The following is a 20,838-nucleotide window of genomic DNA, read 5'->3' as shown; positions in this document are numbered from 1 at the left end:
GAGATAGCCCTCCGGTAGGCAGGTTTTACCACCGGAGGTCTCTCCCGCAGATCCACCGGTGAGACCGGGGCGGATCAGCCGACAGAACCGGACCGGCAACGGTGCCGATCGTGTTGACGATTCTGCCGCAGGAATGGGGATACTCCCCTCCAAAAGTGATTCCTATTCAATCACAACCTCGCGACTGCGGCCGAACCCGGACAGGGAGGTCAGTCTGCTTCCACGTCGGCGCCCTCAGGATCTCCCCCACGGATCGACCACAACAGACCCTCCAGTTCGTCGGGCTTGATCAGCACCTCGCGTGCCTTGGAACCCTCGCTGGGCCCGACGACTCCGCGTGTCTCCATCAGGTCCATCAACCGACCCGCCTTGGCGAAGCCCACCCGGAGCTTGCGCTGCAGCATCGAGGTCGAACCGAACTGGCTCGACACCACCAGTTCGACGGCCTGCAGCAGCACGTCCATATCGTCACCGATATCGGGGTCGACATCCTTCTTCTCGCCTGCCTTGGCAACGGTGACGCCCTCCGTGTACTCCGGCTCGGCCTGGTTCCGGGCATAGGACACGATCGCGGCAATTTCGTCATCCGTGATGAACGCGCCCTGCATCCGAATCGGCTTGCCCGCACCCATCGGAAGGAACAAGCCGTCACCCATACCGATCAGCTTCTCGGCGCCCGGCTGGTCCAGGATGACGCGCGAGTCCGTGAGCGACGAAGTGGCGAACGCCAGACGCGACGGCACGTTGGTCTTGATCAGACCCGTCACCACGTCCACGGACGGACGCTGGGTCGCCAGCACCAGGTGGATTCCCGCGGCGCGCGCCTTCTGCGTGATCCGGACGATAGCCTCCTCGACGTCCCGCGGCGCGGTCATCATCAGATCCGCGAGTTCGTCGACGATCGCGAGGATGTACGGGTACGGGCGGTACACCCGCTCGCTGCCGAGAGGTGTCGTGATGTCGCCGGACTTGACCTTGCTGTTGAAGTCGTCGATATGCCGGACCTTGCTGGCCTGCATGTCCTGGTATCGCTGCTCCATCTCCTCCACCAGCCATGCCAACGCCGCCGCAGCCTTCTTCGGCTGGGTGATGATCGGCGTGATCAGGTGCGGAATGCCCTCGTACGGGGTGAGCTCCACCATCTTCGGGTCGATCAGAATCATCCGGACCTCGTCGGGCGTCGCCCGGGTGAGGAGCGACACCAGCATCGAGTTGACGAAACTGGACTTTCCGGATCCAGTCGAACCGGCCACGAGAAGGTGTGGCATCTTCGCCAGGTTCGCACTGACGAAATCGCCCTCGATGTCCTTGCCGAGACCGATCACGAGCGGGTGGCGATCCTTGCGCGTAGCCGGCGCGGTAAGCACGTCCGCCAGGCGCACCAACTCGCGGTCCGAATTCGGTACCTCGATGCCGACGGCGGATTTGCCGGGAATCGGGGCAAGCAGCCGGACGTTGTCCGTCGCCACCGCGTACGCGATGTTGCGGGCCAGCGCAGTGATCTTCTCGACCTTGACGCCCGGACCCAGCTCCACCTCATAGCGGGTGACCGTCGGGCCGCGGGTGTATCCGGTGACCGCGGCGTCGATCTTGAACTGCTCGAGCACCTCGGTGATGGCTTCGATCATCGCCTCGTTGGCCTTGCTGCCCCTCTTCGGGGGATCACCGTCGATCAGCAGCGAGGTCGGCGGCAGCACGTAGTCACCCTCGGCCACCCGGTCGGGTACGAGGGCCTCGTACTCCGGTTCGGGTTCCGGCTGCGGCGCTGGAACGGTGCGGGCCCTCGGCTTCGGCTTCGGCTTCGGTTTCGGCGCTGCCTCCGGCTCCGGCTCTGGTGCCAGTGGGGCCGGTTCGGGGCTCGGAGTGTCGGCGACCGCCGGATTCCACAGACCGATCACCTCGGTCTCGGCATCGTCCGGGGAGAACTCATCCGTCGGGTAGTTCAGCTCGGGAGTGCTGCGGCGCCGCGGGGTACGCCGGGCCGGGCGCTCCTCTGGGTAGCCGTCCGGATCGAACCGGGACGGGTCGTAGTCGTCTGCGCCGTCACTCTCGTCCCGGAAATCGGGGTCGTCGGTCTGGTCGTACTCGCCGTACTCGTCATCGTGGCCTCCGGTCCCGAAGTACGTCCGCAGCCGACCCGGCACCTCACGCACCGTGGTGCCGGTGATCAGCAACACCCCGAAGACCATCGCCATCAGCAGCAGCGGCGCCGACAGCCAGACCGTCACGCCGTCGGTGAGCGGTCCACCGACGGCGTAGCCGACGAAACCTGCACCGCTGGAACGTCCGTCCGCCGTCCGCGGAGATCCTGACGCGATGTGCCACAGGCCGACGGCTGGGAGCCCGATCAACAGGGATCCGAGGATCAACCGCGGGCGGATCTCCGGCTTCGGTTCGGTCCGCATGAGGATCACGGCGATCGCGATGCCGAGGATAGGCAGGATCGCTGCCACCGCACCGACTATGGCGCGGACACCGATCTCGATCCACTCCCCCACCGGTCCACCGGCCGAGAACCACATACCGCCCGCGATGACGACGCTGACCGCGATCAGTCCGAGAGCGATCCCGTCCCGGCGGTGGCCGTGCTCGATCTCGGTGGCCTTGCCCATCGTGCGCGTGGTGGCCCCGACGCCCTTGGCCACCATCGACCACCCGGCTCCGATACCGCGCCCGACCGAGCCGAGGACTCCCGCTCCACGCGACGGCGCGGCCTTGGTCCTGGGTGCCGGGCGGCGCGTGCCGGTTCCACCGCGGGGTGACGCCTGCTTACGCGTCGACGTGGACTTCCGTGCCGCCGAGGACGCGCCCTCGCCCCGGCTCGACGTGCGGGTCACCGGCGCGGACGAGGCCGACGAGCGCGCGCGGGACCGCGAGGTGGATGCCGTCGAACTCGATCCGCGGGCGCTTGTCTTCCCTGCCATACAGGCCAGGCTAGTCGCTACGGCACCTTCTGGACCATCCGCAACACCCGCCACACCCGTTCACGTGGGCGGACGGGGATCGCGCGGCGCGGTCAGAAACTGCGGTCGAGGGTCGCGACGACCTCGACATCGGCGGGGGCGCCATCGAACTCCACTCGCACCTGGTCCCGCCCGAAGGCGTGGAGCAACAGTTCCGACGGCTCGCCGCGGAGCGTCACCGTGGCCGCACCTGCCGATCGCACGGTGGCCCGACGACCGTCCGGACATTCGAGCACGACACCGACCGGGGAGCGGCGGTACCCGAGCTTTCCGATCCGGGCAGCCAATGCCCACAGCCGGTTCGGCAATCCGGCCGGCAGCGCGCGGACCTGCCAATCGTCCTGCGCTCGGCGCACGTCTTCGTGGTGCACGAACATCTCGCCGAGGTTGGCCTGCTCGTCCACGAGCCGGAACGGAGACCACAGCGGCGGTCCCGAGTCGACCTTCTCCAGCAGCACGTCCCACTCCCACCGCGCGATGCCCCGCTGCACACGATCGGTGTAGCCCGACAGCGCCCCGACCACGATTCCGGGCGCGGCATCGAGGCGGCGCTCGCGCAGCACCAAGTGCGCGGCGAGATCACGGGCGGTCCAATCACCGCACAGTGTGGGGGCGCTGGGGCCCACCTCGCGCATCGTCTGGACCAGGCAGTGGCGTTCGTCACGGGCGTAGGGCACACCACACGGTAACCGTAGATCCACTGATCCGGGCGGACATGTCGACGGGAGCCCTTACCGTGGGAGGAGTCCGGTCTCCCGTGAGAGGAGCGACACATGTCCAGCACCACCATGTCCGAGAGTGAACGCGAGCAGTTCCTCGCAGGCATCCACATCGGGGTGATCGCGGCCGAACGCCCCGGCAGGGCGCCTCTCGCGGTCCCCGTCTGGTACCACTACTCCCCCGGCGGAGACGTCGTCGTCTGGACCGAGAAGGGCACGGTCAAGGAGCGGCTGATCCGCGCCAGCGGGCGGTTGAGCCTGTGCGCGCAGGTCGAGTCGGCGCCGTACCGGTATGTCAGCGTCGAGGGTCAGGCAACATTCCAGGATTCCGTGACACCCGAGGAAGTGCGTCCCCTCGTGCGCCGCTATCTGCCCGAGGCTGAGGCCGAGGCGTTCGTGGACCAGTCCTTCAACGACAAGGCCGTACTGATCCGTATGCGTCCCGAGCGCTGGTTCACCGTCGACTACGGCAAGCTCGAGTCCTGAACCGGCAGTATGCGACGAGCTTCTTGTTCGTCGCATACTGCCGAGCGCGGCGGTCGAGCTACGGCACGCCGATGACGGTGGGCACGATCATCGGCCGGCGACGGTACTTGTCCGCCACCCAGCGTCCGACGACGCGACGAACCGCCTGCGCGATCCGATGGGTATCGGTGATGCCCTCACCGGCCAGTCGCACGAGCTCCGACTCGACCAGCGTCGCAGCCTCCTTGAGTGCCGCCGGGTCGTCGGAGAAGCCGCGCCCGGACACCTCGGGAGTGCTCACGGCACGACCCGTCGCGGAGTCCACGGCCAGCGAGATCGAGATGAAGCCGCCCTCGCCGAGGACCAGTCGATCCGACAGAGTCGAGTCACCGACGTCGCCGACCGAGTTGCCGTCGACGTACACGTACCCGACCGGGACGCGTCCGACGATCTCCGCGAGCCCGTCGACCATATCGACGACCACGCCGTCCTCGGCGAGCACGATGCGCTCCTCCGGGACACCGGTTGCCTTGGCCAGCGCGGCGTTGGCGCGCAGGTGACGCCATTCGCCGTGCACGGGCATCGCATTGGTCGGGCGCACCGCGTTGTACAGGTACAGCAACTCGCCCGCCGAGGCGTGCCCGGAGACGTGCACCTTGGCGTTCTGCTGTGTAACCACGGTGGCGCCGCGCTTCGCCAGACCGTTGACGACCGCGAACACCGAGTTCTCGTTGCCGGGAATCAGCGACGAGGCGAGCACGACGAGGTCGTTGGCCCGGATGTTGATCTGGCGGTGCTCGCCACGGGCCATGCGTGAGAGCGCCGACAGCGGCTCGCCCTGCGAACCTGTCGAGACGAGCACGAGCTTGTCATCGGGCAGGTTCGCGGCAGTGTCGATGTCGACGACCAAACCGTCCGGAACCGACAGGTAGCCGAGATCCTGCGCGATCTGCATGTTGCGGACCATCGAACGACCCACGAACGCGACTCGGCGGTTGTACCGCTTCGCGACATCGACGACCTGCTGGATGCGGTGCACGTGGCTGGCGAACGACGCGACGATCACACGCTGAGTGGCCTTGCCGATGACGTTGTCCAGTACGCCGCCGATCTCGCGTTCCGGCGTGACGAAGCCGGGCACCTCGGCATTGGTGGAGTCGACCAGGAACAGGTCGACACCCTCGTCACCCAACCGAGAGAATCCGGCCAGGTCGGTGAGGCGGCCGTCCAGCGGCAACTGGTCGAGTTTGATGTCGCCCGTGTGCAGCACGACACCGGCCGACGTGCGGATCGCGACGGCGATCGCATCGGGGATCGAATGGTTGACCGCAAAGTACTCGCACTCGAACGGGCCGTGGGTGGTCCGCTCGCCCTCGGTGACCTCGACGAGGCTGGGGCGCTGCCGGTGCTCGCGACACTTGGCCGCCACCAGCGCGAGCGTGAACTTGGAGCCGACGATCTTGATGTCGGGGCGCAGGCGCAGTAGGAACGGGATCGCGCCGATGTGGTCCTCGTGACCGTGTGTGAGGACGACGGCTTCGACATCCTCCATCCGGTCCTCGATGTACCGGAAGTCGGGCAGGATCAGGTCGACGCCGGGCTGCTGGTCCTCGGGGAACAGGACACCGCAGTCGACGATCAGCAGCTTGCCCTGGTGCTCGAAAACCGTCATGTTGCGACCGATTTCGCCGATACCGCCGAGCGCAACGACGCGCAGGCCGTTCTTGGGGGCCTTCGGCGGCAGTCCGAGACGATCGGTGGGGTCGGCGGCCACGGGTACCGGGGCCTTGGACCGCTGGGCTCTCTTGGCAGGCGACTTCCGGGCGGCGGCCTTCTTCGGAGCGGCCTGCTCGGGAGCCGGATCGTTCGCCACCTTGTCGGCGGCTTCGGGCGCAGGCGCGGCTGCGGCCTGTTCGGTCGCCGGGCTCGGCGGACCTGCGTGACGGCTGGCGCTACGACGGCGAGTGGGACGGGTCATGCGAGCACCCCCGCTGCGTGCAAGTCTGCTGCGAGAGTTTCGATCTGCTCTGCGGTGGGGGCGATCTGCGGCAGGCGCGGTTCACCGACATCCATGCCGAGCAGGCGTAGTCCTGCCTTCGACGCGCTGACACCGCCGAGTCGAGCAACGGAACGGTTGACCGGCACCAGACTGAGGTTGATCTCTCGGGCACGGGCGATGTCGCCTGCCAGGAACGCCGTGTGCAGCTCGCGCAGACGCCCGGGCACGAGATGCCCGATCACGCTGACGAAGCCGACCGCACCGACGGACATCCAGGGAAGGTTCAGTGGATCGTCTCCGGAGAAGAAGTCCAGATCGGTGGTGCCGATGAGTTCGGCGCCCGCGTTGAGATCCCCCTTGGCGTCCTTCACTGCGAGGATCCGGGGGTGGTCCGCGAGGCGGCGGATCGTCTCGGTCTCGATCGGCACCACGGAGCGAGGTGGAATGTCGTAGAGCATCACCGGCAGATCGGTGGCGTCGGCCACCGCGGTGAAATGCGCGTAAAGACCCGCCTGCGGCGGGCGAGAGTAGTACGGGGTGACGACGAGGAGTCCATGGGCGCCTGCGCGGGCGGCGTCGCGGGCCAGCTCGACGCTGTGCGCGGTGTCGTTGCTTCCCGCCCCGGCGACGATCTTGGCCCGGTCCCCCACCGCCTCGACGACTGCGCGGAGCAGCTCGAGCTTCTCGTTCTCGGTGGTGGTGGGCGATTCTCCGGTGGTTCCGGCGAGAACCAAACCGTCGCAGCCGGCCTCGACGAGATGGGTCGCCAGCCGCACGCCGGCGTCTACGTCCAGCTTTCCGTCCTTGGTGAACGGGGTCACCATCGCAGTGAGGACGGTGCCGAACGGACGCTCGACGGAAGCAGCTGAATCACCGTAGGTCATGGTCAGAAGGCTACCCGGTGGGAGTTACGGTGTTGCACCCCACGGCACCCCCGATCGGTGGACCACTCAGTCAACGCCGGCGAACTCGCTCGTCGCGACCTCGGAACCGTCGGCGAGCGCGAGGATCTCGAAGTCCCCGAAAACGTTCGGCGCAGCGTGTTGCAGCTGGCGGAGGCACTCTACGGCCACCCGGCGAATCTCCACATCAGCGTGCTCGGTGGCCCGCATTGCGACGAAATGCCGCCACGCGCGGTAATTCCCGGTGACCACGACACGGGTCTCGGTGGCGTTGGGCAGCACCGAGCGCGCGGCCTGCCGCGCCTGTTTGCCGCGTACCGGCCCGTTGGGCACGTCCGTGAGCTTGTCCTCGAGCGCTGCGAGCAACTTCGAGTACGCCTCCCGGCTGGCCTCGGTCGCCTGTTCGAACAGCGCCTCGAGCCGTGCGTCGCCGGCGATCGCCGGAGGGATGACGACGTTGGCCTCGTTCTCGCGAACGAAACGCTGGGAGAGCTGCGAGTACGAGAAGTGACGGTGCCGGATCAGCTCGTGCGTGCACGAGCGGGAGATCCCGCTGATGTAGAAGCTGACGCTGCCGTGCTCGAGGACCGACAGGTGCCCCACCTCGAGCAGGTGCCGCAGATATCCGGCGTTCGTCGCGGTGCGGGGGTTGGGCTTGGACCAGCTCTGGTAGCACGCGCGGCCGGCAAACTCGGCCAGCGCCTCGCCACCGTCGGCGTCGGTCTCCCACGGCACGTCGACGGGCGGAACGAACTCCGTCTTCGCGATCAGCTGGACCTTCAAGGACACCGCATGCCGCACTGAAATCCTCCCGGGAATCGTGTCGCACCCTCAACATCCGCACCCTATCCCTGAGGTACGTGACGTACCGCACGACTCACCCTCGCGGCACGACGTCAGTATGACGTCACACTTCCCTTGAAATGACGCCACTTTGGCGTCACAATGGCGTCATGGAACTGACCGAATACACGGCCCGATTGCGCGACGATCTCGCGGCGGCCGCCGCCCTCGGCGGCGAGGACACCCAGCGGATCGCGCACGCACTCGCGGGGGCGGTGGAACGTTCGGCACAGCTGATGCTCGTCTCGGCACTGTCCGACTTCGCCCGCGAGGCATCGGAGGAGTTGGGCGACCGCGCCCTGCACGTGCAGTTCGACGGCACCCAGGCGACCGTCGAGGCCACCCGGCGCCGCCCCACCGGCGACAGCACCACCGGCCCCGGCGAGTACCGCACGATCGAGGACGTCACCGGCGACATCAGTCGGGTCACGCTGCGTCTGGTCGACCAGATCAAGGCCCGCGCCGAGGAGGCGGCGACCGAGGACGGGATGTCCCTCAATTCGTGGGTCTCGCAAGCGGTTCAGGGCGCGCTGCGCGATCAGATGCGCAAGAACCGCCCCGACGACGCCTGACGTCGGCAGTCCCGCTTGGCGGCACAGGATGTCGGCCTGCCGGAATCCCGGCTCGGGTGATGGTCTAATTGCGTCTCATCGTTCACGGGGTAGAGGAGTGGAAAACATGGCTGTATCCGGCGCCAAGGAATTCGATGTCAAGGCTGTACCGGCCGAAGTCATGCTGGCAATCGCCGCCGTGGACCGGCTCCCCGAATGGTCCTCCGCCCACAAGAAGGTCGTGATCGAGAGCACTCATCCCGACGGTCGTGCCAACCGCGTCCGGATGACCGTGTCGATCATGGGCATCACCGACGAGCAGGTGGTCGACTACTCCTGGAATGGCGACAGCAGCATGTCCTGGACTCTCGTCGAGAGCACACAGCAGAACAGCCAGGATGGCGCGTACACCCTGATCGCAAACGGCACGGGTACGCGGGTGAAGTTCGAATTGAGCATCGACCCGAAGATCCCGCTGCCCGGCTTCCTGGTGAAGAAGGCGCAGAAGGCCGCGATCGAGACCGCCAGCAAGGGCCTGACGCAGTTCGTCGACGGCAAATAGTCCGGCAGCAGCGGCCGGCGTCACCCGGCACGAGGTCCGATGAACCGAGACCGACGAATCGAGCGGCGTTACGTCTCGCCCGCAACGGTCACCGCGACCGTCGCGCCGAGCTCGTAGCAGCGCTCGCGCACCTGTACGTCGATCGGACCGGTGATCTCGACGATCTGCGCCGACTGGACCAATTCCATTCCGGTCACGATCTTCTGGACCGATTTCACCGCACCCGCGGTGTCGTTGTTGCCGTGCACCCACAGCCCGTACGGGCGGCCGGCGACGGCGTCCAGGCACGGGTAGTAGACGGTGTCGAAGAAATGTTTGAGCGCACCCGACATGTACCCGAAGTTCGCGGACGTACCGAACAGAAAGCCGTCCGCGGCAAGTACATCCACCGCAGTCGCACTCAGTGCCGGTACCGACCGCACCGTCACCCCGGAGATCTCGGGGTCGTGCGCACCCGCGAGCACCGCCTCGAGTAACTCACGCGTGGCCGGAGACGAGGTGTGATGGACGACGAGCAGTGTTTTCTCGGCCTTCTCCGGCGGCACTTCCGACATAGCGATCAGCTCTCGCGTTCGAGCTTTTCGAGGCGCACGGCGCGACGCATCGTCTCACGCGCCCGGCCGCGGTCACCGGCATAATCATAGGCCCGGGCCAGCCGATAGGAGTTGCGCCAGTTGTCCGGATCCGCCTCCCACTCCTGCTTGACCTGGGCGAACAGCGCGTCCGCCGCGTCACGCTCGATGCGGCCCGACGGACGGCGTGGCAGGTCGTCGACGTCCAGCTCCAGGCCCTGGTCATGGATTCGGCGGGCCAGGTGCTGGTGGGCGAGCCCGGACCTGATGGTCGCGACGACCATCCACACGCCCAGCAGCGGAAGCACCAGCACGGCGAGGCCGAGAACGACCGGAACTGCGCGTCCATCCTGGATCAGCGCGACGCCGCGCTGACCGAGCAGGACGAAGTAGAACGAGAGCGCGACGACGATCGCCGCGATCGCGACAACGACACGGGTGGACTGGTTCTTCACAGGTCGAGCAGCGGGTCGATGCCGACGGTGAGACCGGGACGCGTGCCGATCTCCCGAACTCCGAGCAACACGCCGGGCGCGAAGGAGTTCCGGTCGATCGAATCGTGCCGAATGGTGAGCGTCTCGCCCTGTGTCCCCAGCAGCACCTCCTGGTGCGCGACGAGGCCGGCCAGACGCACCGAGTGCACTCGCACTCCGTCGACGTCGGCGCCGCGGGCACCCTCGAGCTCGGCCGTCGTGGCGTCAGGACTCGGGCCGCGGCCAGCCTTCGCGCGGGCCTCGGCGATGAGCGCCGCGGTCCGGTAGGCGGTGCCGGACGGCGCGTCCGCCTTGTTCGGGTGGTGCAGCTCGATGACCTCGACCGAGTCGAAGAATCGCGCCGCGGCGGCCGCGAAACGCATCGACAGCACCGCGCCGATCGCGAAGTTCGGGGCGATCAGCACGCCGACCTCCGGCCGCGCATCGAGCCAGGACTGCACCTTCGCGAGGCGCGCGTCGTCGAATCCGGTGGTGCCGACGACGGCGTGGATCCCGTTCGCGATCAGGAACTCGAGGTTGCCCATCACGACATCGGGGTGGGTGAAATCGATGACGACCTGCGCGCCCTGATCGACCAGATGCTCGATCCGCTCGCCCTGGTCGACGCCGGCCACCAGTTCGAGGTCGTCGGCCTGCTCGACGGCCTCGCACATCGCACGGCCGACCTTGCCCTTCGCACCGAGAACTCCGACCCTGATAGGTGCTGCTGAAGTCACGTCCACGCTCCGTCCGAATCCTGTTCCAGATCACCGCTCTGCTTCCCGGAAAGCCTACGGTGTGGCCCCGGACGGCGATCAGCGGCCGGTGGCCGTGTTCGGTGCCGGCCGGTCCTGGCCTCTGTCACCGTCGGACGGCGGTGATGAACACACTCGAACGCATCGGATCGTCGCCGGGATTCTCGAGGGAGCGCCCGAGACGCTCGGCCACCTCCGCCGAGCGCACGACGTCGACGTCCCACCCGTGCTCGCCGAGCCATTCCGCGGGCCCGAAATCCTCCTCGTCCGGCCAGAGGGCTGCCATGTCGATCCCGAATCGCGTACTCATGTCGTGAAACTGCGCTTCCTGCAACATGCCGCGGACGTCGTCGACGTGTTCGACGCAGATCCGACTTCGCGGCGCCGCCAACTCGGTGACCGATCGGAACAGGCGTTCCTTGGCCGCGTTCGGAAGGAATGGCAGCAAGCCCTCCGCGAGCCATGCGGAGGGACGAGAATCGTCGAACCCCTTCTGCTGCAAGGGAACCGTCCATTCCTCACGCAGATCGACTGGAACAATCCGGCGATCGGCCCGCGGCCGCGCCTTCTGATCCTCGAGCACGCCGTCCTTGAAGGCGAGGACCTTCGGCGCATCGAGTTCGTACACGGTGGTACCCGGTCGCCAGTCCAGTCGGTGGGCGCGCACGTCCAGGCCCGCCGCAAGCAGCACTACCTGATCGATGCCGACCTCGCCTGCGGCGCCGAAGTAGTCGTCGAAGAACCGGGACCGCACACCCATGTAGTTCGCCATCGACTCCCACGGGATCCCGAGATCCTCGGCCGCACCGAGCCGGGTCGGCAGCGGCACCGGGGGCGCAGCAGCCTCGACGAATGCCTCCGCGTACGGATCGGAGACCAACCCGCCCTCTCGATGTGTCTCGATCGCCCGGCCCGCCGCGACACCGAGCGCAGTGATGCCCACGCCGGTGACAATGTCCCATTCCGCCAGTTCATTCATCGTTCGTCAGCCCCGTTCATCGCATCGCCCTGCGCGCATCGGCCCCGCGGTACCTCATCGCGGCTGACCGACCGGTGTGAACCCTTGCTGTCCAATATGTTCCGGATGTTCCGGCACCGATCGCATCATCGGCAATGAGCGGATCGAACACTTGACCGTCCCGACCGGCGTAACTTCAGGCTACGCCCGCCGTAGCGCGCCTACCGTCCCGTTGTCATCGCGGAACCGGATACGCGGCGTCGAGTTCGATGTTCAACTCCACGACGTTCACGCGCGGCTCGCCGATGAACCCCAGCGTCCGTCCCTGACGATTGTCCGCGATGAGCCGATCGACCTGATCGACACCGATTCCGCGTGCCGCAGCTACCCGAGCGGCCTGCAGGTCTGCGTACTGCGGCGAGATGTGCGGATCGAGCCCGCTGCCACTGCTGGTGACGGCATCAGCAGGAACCGCCGGGTGCCGCGGGGCGTCACCGCGGATCGGCACCAATCGACCGTTCGAATAGTCCGCCCCGAACTCGGCGCATTCGACTGAGACTCCCTCATACTCACGAATGAAGGGCGTGGTGGGTCGGGCCGGGTCCACCGAGCAACTTTCGTTGATACTGACGACCCGGTCCGGATCGACGACATTGCCCTCCGAATCCCGCGGGCCGATCACCGAGAGCACCGCGCCGACACCGTCCGGGGTGCAGAACGGACGAGAACCGTCCACCCCCTCCCGCCGTCCGACCACCAGGCTCTCGGCACATACCGTGCTGAGCAGGCTCGCCCGGAATCCTGCGTCGTGGGGTGACCTGCCCTGCGCCAGGAGCGCCGGATCGGCCGGGGTGTCCCGGACGCTCTCAGGGCCGAGGTTGCTCGCGCCCGACGCCAGCGCGTCGTAACCGATTCCGGCCGCCGACGGTCGGCCCTGGAAGTACTGCGCGAGCGGCTTGCCGTCCGAATCGACGAACTGCTGACCGATGAGCGCACTGGCCACCGGGCGTCCGCCGGACTCGACGATCGAACCGTTCGCCTTGTCGTGCAGGCCAGGCAGCATCGCCACCGCCCAGACCGCCAGCGGGTAGGCGAGTCCGGTGATCACGGTCAACACCAGCAGCGCCCGCACCGCCGCGAGATGTGTCCGTATCCAAGTCGGCAGGCGCATGTCAGGACATCCCCGGCAGCAGCTGAACGACGAGGTCTATCAGCTTGATCCCGGCAAACGGTGCGATGACGCCCCCGAGCCCATAGACATAGAGGTTGCGGCTGAGCAGCGCGGAGGCATTGCTCGGGCGGTATCTGACACCGCGAAGCGACAACGGGATCAGCGCCACAATGATGGTCGCGTTGAAGATGACGGCGGAGAGGATCGCCGATTGCGGGCTGTGCAGGCGCATGACATTGAGGAGGCCGAGGCCCGGAAACAGCCCCACGAACAGTGCCGGGATGATCGCGAAATACTTCGCGATGTCGTTGGCGATCGAAAAGGTCGTCAGGGCCCCGCGGGTGATGAGAAGCTGCTTACCGATCTCCACGATCTCGATGAGCTTCGTCGGGTCGGAGTCCAGATCGACCATGTTGCCGGCCTCCTTCGCTGCCGAGGTCCCGGTGTTCATCGCGACACCGACATCGGCCTGTGCGAGCGCGGGAGCGTCATTCGTCCCGTCCCCGGTCATTGCGACCAGGTTGCCTGTCGCCTGTTCGCGTTTGATCAGCTCCAGCTTGTCCTCCGGGGTCGCCTCGGCGAGAAAATCGTCGACGCCCGCCTCCTCCGCGATCGCCTTCGCGGTCAGCGGATTGTCCCCGGTGATCATCACCGTACGGATCCCCATGCGCCGCATCGCGTCGAAACGTTCTCTCATGCCCTGTTTGACCACATCCTTGAGGTGGATCGCGCCCAGAACCCTGGCGCGGCCGTCGATCACCTCGCCGACGACGAGCGGCGTTCCGCCTGACGCCGAGATCTCCTCGACGATCTGCCCGAGTTGTTCGGGCACGGTGCCGTCGCGAGCGCGAACCCAGTCCACGACCGCACCGGCAGCCCCCTTCCGTAGCTGATGTCCGTCACCGAGATCGACACCCGACATGCGCGTCTGTGCGGAGAACTCGACCCAGTTCGCATGCGCGAGCTCGCCTTCCGCGCGTTCACGCAGACCGTGCACCCGCTTCGCATACACCACGATCGATCGGCCCTCCGGGGTTTCGTCGGCGAGGCTGGACATCTGCGCCGCATCCGCGAGTTCATCGGCGGTGACTCCAGGCACCGGCTGGAAATCCGAAGCCTGCCGGTTCCCGAGCGTGATCGTGCCGGTCTTGTCCAGCAGCAGCGTGTTGACATCGCCCGCCGCTTCGACCGCCCGGCCGGACATGGCCAGCACGTTGCGCTGCACCAGCCGATCCATGCCCGCAATGCCGATGGCGGACAGCAGAGCTCCGATCGTCGTCGGGATCAGGCATACGAGCAACGACACCATGACGATGCCACTCACCCCGTCGACGCCCAATGCCGCGGTATCGGGCACACCGGGATTGTCCGCCTTGGAATAGATCGCCAGCGGCTGCAGCGTCGCCACCGCGAACACGAATATGAGTGTCAACGCCGCCAGTAGGATGTCGAGCGCAATCTCGTTGGGGGTCTTCTGCCGATTCGCGCCCTCCACCAGTGCGATCATTCGGTCCATGAAGCTCTGGCCAGGGCTCTGGGTGATCCTGACGACGATCCGGTCGGAGAGCACATACGTCCCACCGGTGACCGCCGATCGGTCGCCGCCGGATTCCCTTATGACAGGGGCCGATTCGCCCGTGATCGCCGATTCGTCCACCGACGCGATACCTTCGACTACGTCGCCGTCACCGGGGATGATGTCGCCCGCCTCGACGACAACGATGTCGCCTCGCTGGAGTTGCGTCGCGGAAACCTCGTCCTCGGCAACATCTGTTGCCCCACTGTGCCACCCCTCGAGCCGGCGAGCGACCGCATCGGTCTTGGCCCTGCGGAGCGTGTCGGCCTGGGCCTTGCCCCGGCCCTCGGCAACCGCTTCGGCCAGGTTTGCCGCGACTACCGTGAACCACAACCAGAACACGACGGACCAGGCAAACCATGATGAATCCCGTACGGCCAGAACGGTACTCCAGATCGCCCCGATCTCGACTATGAACATGACCGGGTTGTGCCACAGCGTGCGGGGGTCGAGCTTACGTACGGCGCCAGGCAGGGATGCAAGCACCATCCGCGGCTCCAGGAGACCGCCTCGAACCCGCCCCGGCTTGGCCGGGGTCGAGGTACCGGAGGTGGCCGCGGAGGGATCGGCTGACATCAGTGAATTCCCTCCGCCAGTGGGCCGAGCGCGAGAACCGGCAGGAATGTCAAGGCCACCAGGATCAGCGTCACCCCCGCAACCATGCCGACGAATTGTGGCCGGTACGTCGGCAGCGTGCCCACCGAGACAGGTGTGGAGCCCTGCTCGGCCAGCGCGCCCGCCAAAGCGAGTACCAGGATGATCGGCAGGAATCGCCCGAACGCCATCGCGAGGCCGAGTGCAGTGTTGTACCACTCGGTGTTCGCGGAAAGTCCGGCGAACGCGGACCCGTTGTTGTTCGCGGCGGATGTGAAGGCATAGAGCACCTCCGACAGCCCATGCGGTCCCGTGTTGAGCATCGCGTCCCGCGCACCCGGAAGCGCCATCGCAACTGCGGTCCCGACCAGGATGATCAGCGGGGTCACGAGGAAGTAAGCCGCAGCGAGCTTGATCTCACGCGGGGTGATCTTCTTCGACAGGTACTCCGGCGTTCTGCCGACCATGAGTCCGGCGATGAACACCGTGATGACCGCGAGAATGAGCATGCCGTACAAGCCGGATCCCGCCCCTCCCGGGGCGACCTCACCGAGTTGCATGTTGAACATTGTCATCATCCCGCCCAGGCTCGTGTAGGAGTCGTGTGCGGAGTTGGTGGCGCCGGTCGACGTCAGCGTCGTCGCAGTCGCAAAGGTTGCCGAATCCGCCACCCCGAACCGCTGTTCGACGCCTTCGGTCGCCGCCGCAACGGCGGTCGGCGCGGTGCCGTGCTGCTGAAGCTGGACGAGTGTGGTGATCGTGACACTCATGACCGCCAGGATCGCCATGACCGCCGTGATTGCGTATCCCTGTCTCTTGCTGCCAACCATGCGGCCGAACGTGCGGGGCAGGGAGAAGGCGATCATCATCAGCAGAAGTACTGCGATCCAGTTGGTCCAGGCTGTCGGGTTCTCGAACGGATGCGCGGCATTGGCGTTGAAGAAGCCACCGCCGTTGGTCCCGAGCAGCGCAACCGCCTGCTGGCTGGCGACCGGGCCACCCGGGATGGTCTGCTGGGCGCCGGCGACGGTATCGACCACCTGGTCGTGCACGCGAAAATTCTGGATGGCCCCGCCCGCCACCATGACAACGGCCGCGACGAACGCGATCGGCAGCAGGATGCGCAGCACACCGCGCACCAGGTCGACCCAGAAGTTTCCGAGCTCACCGGTGCGTTGACCGGCGAAGCCACGCACCAGGGCCATCGACACGGCCAGGCCGACGGCGGCGGACGAGAAGTTCTGCACAGCCAGCCCCGACATCTGCGCCAGATGACCCATCGTGGACTCGCCTGCATACGCTTGCCAGTTCGTGTTCGTCACGAAGCTGATCGCGGTGTTCCAGGCAAGGTCCGGCGTCATCTCGGTACCGGACTGGGGCAGGTGCAACGGCAGACGCTGTTGCAGCAGCAGGAAGGCGAACAGGAACAGGGTACTCACCGCCGCAAAGGCCAGGACGCTTCGCGCGTATGCCGGCCACGCCTGTTTGGCTGCCGGATCGGCACCGATCAGCCGATAGATCGTCCGTTCGACGCGCGAGTGACGGGACCCGCTGTAGACGCGATACATGTAGTCGCCCAACGGTTTATGAACGACTACGAGCACGAAAACAAGGGATCCGGTGAACGCGATTCCAGCGATGACGGGACTCATTGGAATCGCTCCGGGAACAGCAGAGCCAGCGCGAGGAAGACGGTGAGCGCCACCGCCAGAATCAGCCCGACGATATTGTCGACGCTCACAAGCGCTCCACCGCACGTTGTATGACGGCGAGCAGCGCGAAGACTGCCGCGGTCAGCACGATGAACAGCAAGACGGACATCATCCGCTTCCTTCGTTCGATTGCTCTGCATCCATGGTGCACCCGGGAGATGTTCGAGGACCGGTGAATTGCGAATCGGGACCGTGCCGGTCGCGTCACCTCAGCATCTCGTGGGTAGCGGTCACACGCCTCCGGCTCCGCGCAGGCTGACCACAACCGTTGGCTGCTCTCCGGACGGTTCCTCCACTACCAGCGTGCCGCTGACGGCTTCGACGAGGTCGCGGGCCATGCTGATCACGAATGCACCCTCCCCGGAATCGTCCGGGATGCGCGCCGGCTCAGACACTGGCCGCATCCGCCGAAAACGGATCTCCACCCGTCCCGCCCCGGAAGCTCTCGCAGCGATCCCGGGTACCGTGCCAGGACGGCTTCGTCTCAGGGCATCGGCCGCCAGAGCAGCAATGACTCGGCTGAGCAGGGCAGCGTCGGCGATGACCTCCGGCAGGTCGTCCGGGACGCGGACATCCAGGGCATGTGGGCCAGGACCCAAGTCGTCGAGTGCCGACATGACAACCTCGGCGACATCCACCTGCCGCAAATGCACGTTCGAGGCGAACTCCCGCATGCCGGCAAGATCCGTGAGAGCCTGCACCAGATCGCCGATCCGATCCACCTCGTGTTCGGCTGCTTCGAGCAGGGTCTGTTCCTCTGGGCGGGATCGGAGCTGTGTCCCGAGTGTGTGCAATGCGAGCTTTGCCGAGGCGACCGGACCGGCGAACACCCGACCGGCAGTAGCTGCCAGCGCCGCGCGCTGGTGCTCACGGTCTGCGTACTGCTCCGCACCCGCCGCACGCTCGGCAAGGTGTCGCACCCGGTCCATCTCCGCGATCTGAATCGCACATGCGGTGAAGATCTCCCGATCTGCGGGCAGGAGGTCCGGGCCCCGGCCGGCGAGAATCGAGGCGGGACTCAACTCGGCCCGAACGGTTGCCTCGCCGGGCCGTTCCGGCGGGCGGTCCCCGCAGCTACCGGAAATGAACCAGCTGTCCGCGCCCGAGGGTGCTCCGGATGGGCGCTCCAGCAGGCTCACAGCCTCGAGCCCGAACGTCTCCCGCACCAGCTCCAGCATCCGTGGCAGCTCACCCCGGCCCCGCAACACGGCACTCGCCATCGACGTCACTGCGGCAGCTTCGGCACATGCCCGTGTCGCGGACCGGCGCCCCCGGGCAGTCGACTCGGCCAGCCAACCCGCCAGCAATGCTGTGGGCACGCCCACCGACAGGTACAGAACCAGTTCCGACTGCGCGCCGGTCAGTGCCACAGCAACGGCCGGAACCAGCAGGAACAGCAGGACGATCGCCAACGTTCGGCCGCGAGGACCGAAGCGTGGCCACTGGGGGCGCGGCAGTGGGATCCGTCTGCCGCCCTTCTCCTCGCTGACAATGTGTACGTCGAGCCCGTTCCCGGCGCGGCTCACCTCCCGGACAACATCTTCACGTCCGCTGACCCAAGCCCGCACACCCCCTCGACCGCTGGCACCGACCACGAGCTGGGTGGCGTTCTCATAACGTGCGAATCTCCCCAGAGCGTCACCCACTCGGGTTCCGACAACCTGGTGCCAACTGCCGCCCAGCGACTCCACCAGCGTCCGGCAACGGTTCACCGCGAGCTGATCGGCGCCACGCCGACCATCGCTCCGAACGACGTACACCGCCATCAGCTCACTACCCGGTGTCCGCGCCGCCATACGAGCGGCCCGGCGGATGAGAGCCTCACTGTCCGGGCCCCCCGATACTCCCGCGACGATTCGCTCTCGCGTCTCCCATGCGGCGGTGATGCCGTGCTCCGCCCGATAGCGCTGCAAACCCTCATCGACCCGGTCGGCCAACCACAACAACGCCAACTCCCGCAAGGCGGTGAGATTGCCCGGCCGGAAGTAATGAGACAGTGCGGCGTCGATCCGGTTCGGGGGATAGATATCGCCGGCCACCATGCGGCGCCGCAGCGACTCCGGCGAGAGGTCCACCAGCTCCAGCTCGTCGGCCTTCCGCGCCACCCAGTCCGGCACACTTTCACGCTGCCGCACGCCGGTCACCTGTGCCACCACATCGCCCAGCGACTCCAGGTGCTGGACGTTGAGGGTCGTCACGACGTCGATGCCCGCCTCGAGTAGCTCCTCCACGTCTTCCCACCGCTTGAGATGTCGCGAACCCGGGGCGTTGGAATGGGCCAGCTCGTCGACGAGCACCACCTGCGGCCGACGCGCCAGCACCGCGTCCAGGTCCATCTCCGACTGTTCGAGGCCCCGATAGGACACGCAGCGACGAGGCACGGTCGGTAGGCCCTCAGCCATCGCCGCGGTGGCGCGTCTGCCGTGGGGTTCGACCACACCGATCACACAATTTGCGCCCTGATCGGCTCGCCGGTGGCCCTCCCGGAGCATCTCGTAGGTCTTGCCGACCCCGGGCGCCGCACCGAGGTAGATGCGCAGCCGTCCGCGCGCCATGGGCACCTCCTGTGGAGCTCCGAATCGCTGCTCGCGCATCGGGCTCGACTACCAGGCTAGAGCCGGGCGCCCCCCGTGTCTCGGCTGACGACGTTCCGCGGCCCCGGCCGGATCTGGAGCCCGAGCTACTTCACGATCCCCCGGACCGACGCGGGCAGATCCCGCTTCCGGCGGTACGGACCCACCACCGCCGCCGCGAACGGGCGCGCCAGCAGCGTACTGGCCACCTCCCGCACCTCGTCCGTGGTGACCTCGTCGATACGCGTGAGGGTCTCCGACACCGACTGATGGTTTCCGTAGTTCAGCTCGCTCCGCCCGATGCGAGTCATCCGGGAACCCGAATCCTCCAGCCCCAGAACGAGAGAACCCCTCAGCGAGCCCTTCGCGCGGGCACATTCGGCATCGGTGATGCCGTCGGAAGCTACGTTCGCGAGAACCTCACGGATCAGCGTGGCGACCTCGCCGAGGTTCTCCGGCTGGCACCCCGCATAGACGGAGAACGCGCCCGTGTCGGCGAAGGTGTCCACACCCGAGTACACCGAGTACGCCAGCCCGCGTTCCTCCCGAATTTCTTGGAACAAGCGGGAACTCAGACCACCGCCGACTGCGGCATTGAGCACCGACAGCGGCCACCGATGTCCCTCGTGCCGGCCGAATGCTCGCACCCCGAGCGCGAGATGGGCCTGTTCACCGCCCCCCTTGGTCAAGCTCAGCGTCGGCGCCGTGCGCAATCGGATCGCGCCCTCGCGCCTCGGCGCGGGTTGCGCTGCTCGGTCCAGGTGTCCCTCGAAGGCGCGCCGGACCAGTTCGACGGTGTGCTCGTGTTCGATGTTGCCGGCGACCGCGACCACCATACGGTCGGGCGTGTATCGGCGTACGTGGAAGGAATGCAGTTGGGTCCGGGTCATCGCCTCGATCGATTCGACGCTACCGATCACCGGTCGGCCGACCGGGTGGTCACCGAACAGGGCGGTCAGGAACGCATCACCGAGGAGGTCCTCGGGATCGTCGTCGCGCATCGAGATCTCCTCGAGTACCACCTGCCGCTCGACGTCGACATCGACCGACCGGCAGCGCCCGCGCAACACGACATCACTGACCAGGTCCACCGCGAGCGGAAGATCGTCGTCGAGCACGTGTGCGTAGAAGCAGGTGTGCTCCTTCGAAGTGAACGCGTTGAGTTCGCCGCCGACACCGTCCACCACCTGCGCGATGTCGAGGGCAGAGCGAGTGGGGGTCGATTTGAACAGCAAATGTTCGAGGAAATGTGCGGCGCCCGCGACCGTCGGCTGCTCGTCGCGCGAGCCGACACCGACCCAGACACCGACCGAGGCCGACCGTACCCCCGGCACATGCTCGGTGACGACACGGAGTCCGCCGGGGAGCACGGTGCGCTCCACGCCGGTGCGGGGATGGTTGTCGAGAGCGGAGCCGCGGTGAGGCTTCTCGCGAAGGGATTGAGCCATAT

19 protein-coding genes are annotated in these 20,838 nt (G+C 66.9%); 4 read left to right on the top strand and 15 right to left on the bottom strand.

Annotated features, from left to right (window positions below; all coding sequences use genetic code 11):
• Window positions 1-209: 209 nt before the first annotated feature.
• A complete protein-coding gene (locus ERC79_RS21200) occupies window positions 210-2,924 on the bottom strand; it encodes a DNA translocase FtsK (protein ID WP_207390379.1) in 2,715 nt (904 codons plus the stop codon).
• 92 nt (window positions 2,925-3,016) lie between these two features.
• On the bottom strand, window positions 3,017-3,640 hold the full coding sequence (locus tag ERC79_RS21190; RefSeq protein ID WP_131580331.1) for a TIGR03085 family metal-binding protein: 624 nt from the start codon (window positions 3,638-3,640) through the stop codon (window positions 3,017-3,019).
• 96 nt (window positions 3,641-3,736) lie between these two features.
• On the opposite strand from ERC79_RS21190, the gene ERC79_RS21185 reads away from it, so the two are divergent.
• Window positions 3,737-4,168, top strand: coding sequence for a pyridoxamine 5'-phosphate oxidase family protein (locus tag ERC79_RS21185; protein ID WP_131580330.1), 432 nt, complete (start codon window positions 3,737-3,739; stop codon window positions 4,166-4,168).
• Between the two features lie 58 nt (window positions 4,169-4,226).
• Here ERC79_RS21185 and ERC79_RS21180 read toward each other — a convergent pair whose 3' ends face one another.
• From ERC79_RS21180 to thyX, 3 genes are all read right to left on the bottom strand, one after another.
• Window positions 4,227-6,125 (bottom strand): ribonuclease J, encoded by a 1,899-nt coding sequence (locus tag ERC79_RS21180; RefSeq protein WP_131580329.1) that lies wholly within the window; start codon window positions 6,123-6,125, stop codon window positions 4,227-4,229.
• Window positions 6,122-7,030, bottom strand: a complete 909-nt coding sequence (gene dapA / locus ERC79_RS21175) for a 4-hydroxy-tetrahydrodipicolinate synthase (RefSeq protein ID WP_131580328.1) — start codon at window positions 7,028-7,030, stop codon at window positions 6,122-6,124. Before dapA ends, ERC79_RS21180 begins: the two co-directional genes overlap by 4 nt.
• A gap of 66 nt (window positions 7,031-7,096) precedes the next feature.
• Window positions 7,097-7,849 (bottom strand): FAD-dependent thymidylate synthase, encoded by a 753-nt coding sequence (gene thyX, locus ERC79_RS21170; protein WP_131580327.1) that lies wholly within the window; start codon window positions 7,847-7,849, stop codon window positions 7,097-7,099.
• Between the two features lie 152 nt (window positions 7,850-8,001).
• Here thyX and ERC79_RS21165 point away from each other — a divergent pair, with 152 nt between their 5' ends.
• A complete protein-coding gene (locus tag ERC79_RS21165) occupies window positions 8,002-8,463 on the top strand; it encodes a toxin-antitoxin system HicB family antitoxin (RefSeq protein ID WP_131580326.1) in 462 nt (153 codons plus the stop codon).
• 106 nt (window positions 8,464-8,569) lie between these two features.
• Window positions 8,570-9,004: an SRPBCC family protein gene (locus ERC79_RS21160; protein ID WP_131580325.1), complete on the top strand. Its 435-nt coding sequence runs from the start codon at window positions 8,570-8,572 to the stop codon at window positions 9,002-9,004.
• Window positions 9,005-9,072: 68 nt separating this feature from the next.
• On the opposite strand, the gene ERC79_RS21155 is transcribed toward ERC79_RS21160, so the two are convergent.
• The 8 genes from ERC79_RS21155 to kdpF form a co-directional block, all read right to left on the bottom strand.
• Window positions 9,073-9,558, bottom strand: coding sequence for a flavodoxin family protein (locus ERC79_RS21155; RefSeq protein WP_131580324.1), 486 nt, complete (start codon window positions 9,556-9,558; stop codon window positions 9,073-9,075).
• 5 nt (window positions 9,559-9,563) lie between these two features.
• Window positions 9,564-10,031 (bottom strand): hypothetical protein, encoded by a 468-nt coding sequence (locus ERC79_RS21150; protein WP_131580323.1) that lies wholly within the window; start codon window positions 10,029-10,031, stop codon window positions 9,564-9,566.
• On the bottom strand, window positions 10,028-10,786 hold the full coding sequence (gene dapB, locus ERC79_RS21145) for a 4-hydroxy-tetrahydrodipicolinate reductase (protein WP_131580322.1): 759 nt from the start codon (window positions 10,784-10,786) through the stop codon (window positions 10,028-10,030). Before dapB ends, ERC79_RS21150 begins: the two co-directional genes overlap by 4 nt.
• A gap of 124 nt (window positions 10,787-10,910) precedes the next feature.
• A complete protein-coding gene (locus tag ERC79_RS21140) occupies window positions 10,911-11,783 on the bottom strand; it encodes an SAM-dependent methyltransferase (RefSeq protein ID WP_131580321.1) in 873 nt (290 codons plus the stop codon).
• A 214-nt stretch (window positions 11,784-11,997) separates the two neighbouring features.
• Window positions 11,998-12,933 carry a potassium-transporting ATPase subunit C gene (locus tag ERC79_RS21135; protein ID WP_131580320.1) on the bottom strand — a complete coding sequence of 312 codons (936 nt, stop codon included), beginning with the start codon at window positions 12,931-12,933 and terminating at the stop codon, window positions 11,998-12,000.
• A 1-nt stretch (window position 12,934) separates the two neighbouring features.
• Entirely contained in the window at window positions 12,935-15,085 is a 2,151-nt protein-coding gene (gene kdpB, locus ERC79_RS21130; protein ID WP_131580319.1) for a potassium-transporting ATPase subunit KdpB, read from the bottom strand.
• Window positions 15,085-16,755, bottom strand: a complete 1,671-nt coding sequence (gene kdpA, locus ERC79_RS21125) for a potassium-transporting ATPase subunit KdpA (protein ID WP_131580318.1) — start codon at window positions 16,753-16,755, stop codon at window positions 15,085-15,087. Before kdpA ends, kdpB begins: the two co-directional genes overlap by 1 nt.
• Window positions 16,752-16,844, bottom strand: a complete 93-nt coding sequence (gene kdpF / locus ERC79_RS23660; protein ID WP_131580317.1) for a K(+)-transporting ATPase subunit F — start codon at window positions 16,842-16,844, stop codon at window positions 16,752-16,754. The genes kdpA and kdpF overlap by 4 nt, the downstream gene beginning before the upstream one ends.
• A 21-nt stretch (window positions 16,845-16,865) precedes the next feature.
• On the opposite strand from kdpF, the gene ERC79_RS23800 reads away from it, so the two are divergent.
• Window positions 16,866-16,991, top strand: a complete 126-nt coding sequence (locus ERC79_RS23800; protein WP_278249714.1) for a hypothetical protein — start codon at window positions 16,866-16,868, stop codon at window positions 16,989-16,991.
• Between the two features lie 54 nt (window positions 16,992-17,045).
• Here ERC79_RS23800 and ERC79_RS21110 read toward each other — a convergent pair whose 3' ends face one another.
• The gene (locus tag ERC79_RS21110; protein WP_165497184.1) at window positions 17,046-19,370 is read right to left on the bottom strand and encodes a universal stress protein; all 2,325 of its coding nucleotides are present in this window, start codon (window positions 19,368-19,370) and stop codon (window positions 17,046-17,048) included.
• Window positions 19,371-19,495: 125 nt separating this feature from the next.
• Window positions 19,496-20,836 carry a pitrilysin family protein gene (locus ERC79_RS21105; protein WP_131580315.1) on the bottom strand — a complete coding sequence of 447 codons (1,341 nt, stop codon included), beginning with the start codon at window positions 20,834-20,836 and terminating at the stop codon, window positions 19,496-19,498.
• Window positions 20,837-20,838: the final 2 nt, after the last annotated feature.

Source organism: Rhodococcus sp. ABRD24 (assembly GCF_004328705.1).
Taxonomy (GTDB): domain Bacteria; phylum Actinomycetota; class Actinomycetes; order Mycobacteriales; family Mycobacteriaceae; genus Prescottella.
The sequence above is the reverse complement of the archived record's forward strand: the minus strand, read 5'-3'. Positions and strand labels throughout refer to the sequence as shown.

Bases quoted from the DNA above. Each gene is read 5' to 3' on its own strand.
- ERC79_RS21200 (WP_207390379.1), bottom strand. From the start codon at position 2,924: ATGGCAGGGAAGACAAGCGCCCGCGGATCGAGTTCGACGGCATCCACC.
- ERC79_RS21185 (WP_131580330.1), top strand. From the start codon at position 3,737: ATGTCCAGCACCACCATGTCCGAGAGTGAACGCGAGCAGTTCCTCGCA.
- ERC79_RS21180 (WP_131580329.1), bottom strand. From the start codon at position 6,125: ATGACCCGTCCCACTCGCCGTCGTAGCGCCAGCCGTCACGCAGGTCCG.
- dapA (WP_131580328.1), bottom strand. From the start codon at position 7,030: ATGACCTACGGTGATTCAGCTGCTTCCGTCGAGCGTCCGTTCGGCACC.
- ERC79_RS21165 (WP_131580326.1), top strand. From the start codon at position 8,002: ATGGAACTGACCGAATACACGGCCCGATTGCGCGACGATCTCGCGGCG.
- ERC79_RS21160 (WP_131580325.1), top strand. From the start codon at position 8,570: ATGGCTGTATCCGGCGCCAAGGAATTCGATGTCAAGGCTGTACCGGCC.
- ERC79_RS21155 (WP_131580324.1), bottom strand. From the start codon at position 9,558: ATGTCGGAAGTGCCGCCGGAGAAGGCCGAGAAAACACTGCTCGTCGTC.
- ERC79_RS21140 (WP_131580321.1), bottom strand. From the start codon at position 11,783: ATGAATGAACTGGCGGAATGGGACATTGTCACCGGCGTGGGCATCACT.
- ERC79_RS21135 (WP_131580320.1), bottom strand. From the start codon at position 12,933: ATGCGCCTGCCGACTTGGATACGGACACATCTCGCGGCGGTGCGGGCG.
- kdpB (WP_131580319.1), bottom strand. From the start codon at position 15,085: ATGTCAGCCGATCCCTCCGCGGCCACCTCCGGTACCTCGACCCCGGCC.
- kdpA (WP_131580318.1), bottom strand. From the start codon at position 16,755: ATGAGTCCCGTCATCGCTGGAATCGCGTTCACCGGATCCCTTGTTTTC.
- ERC79_RS23800 (WP_278249714.1), top strand. From the start codon at position 16,866: ATGACGGCGAGCAGCGCGAAGACTGCCGCGGTCAGCACGATGAACAGC.
- ERC79_RS21110 (WP_165497184.1), bottom strand. From the start codon at position 19,370: ATGGCGCGCGGACGGCTGCGCATCTACCTCGGTGCGGCGCCCGGGGTC.
- ERC79_RS21105 (WP_131580315.1), bottom strand. From the start codon at position 20,836: ATGGCTCAATCCCTTCGCGAGAAGCCTCACCGCGGCTCCGCTCTCGAC.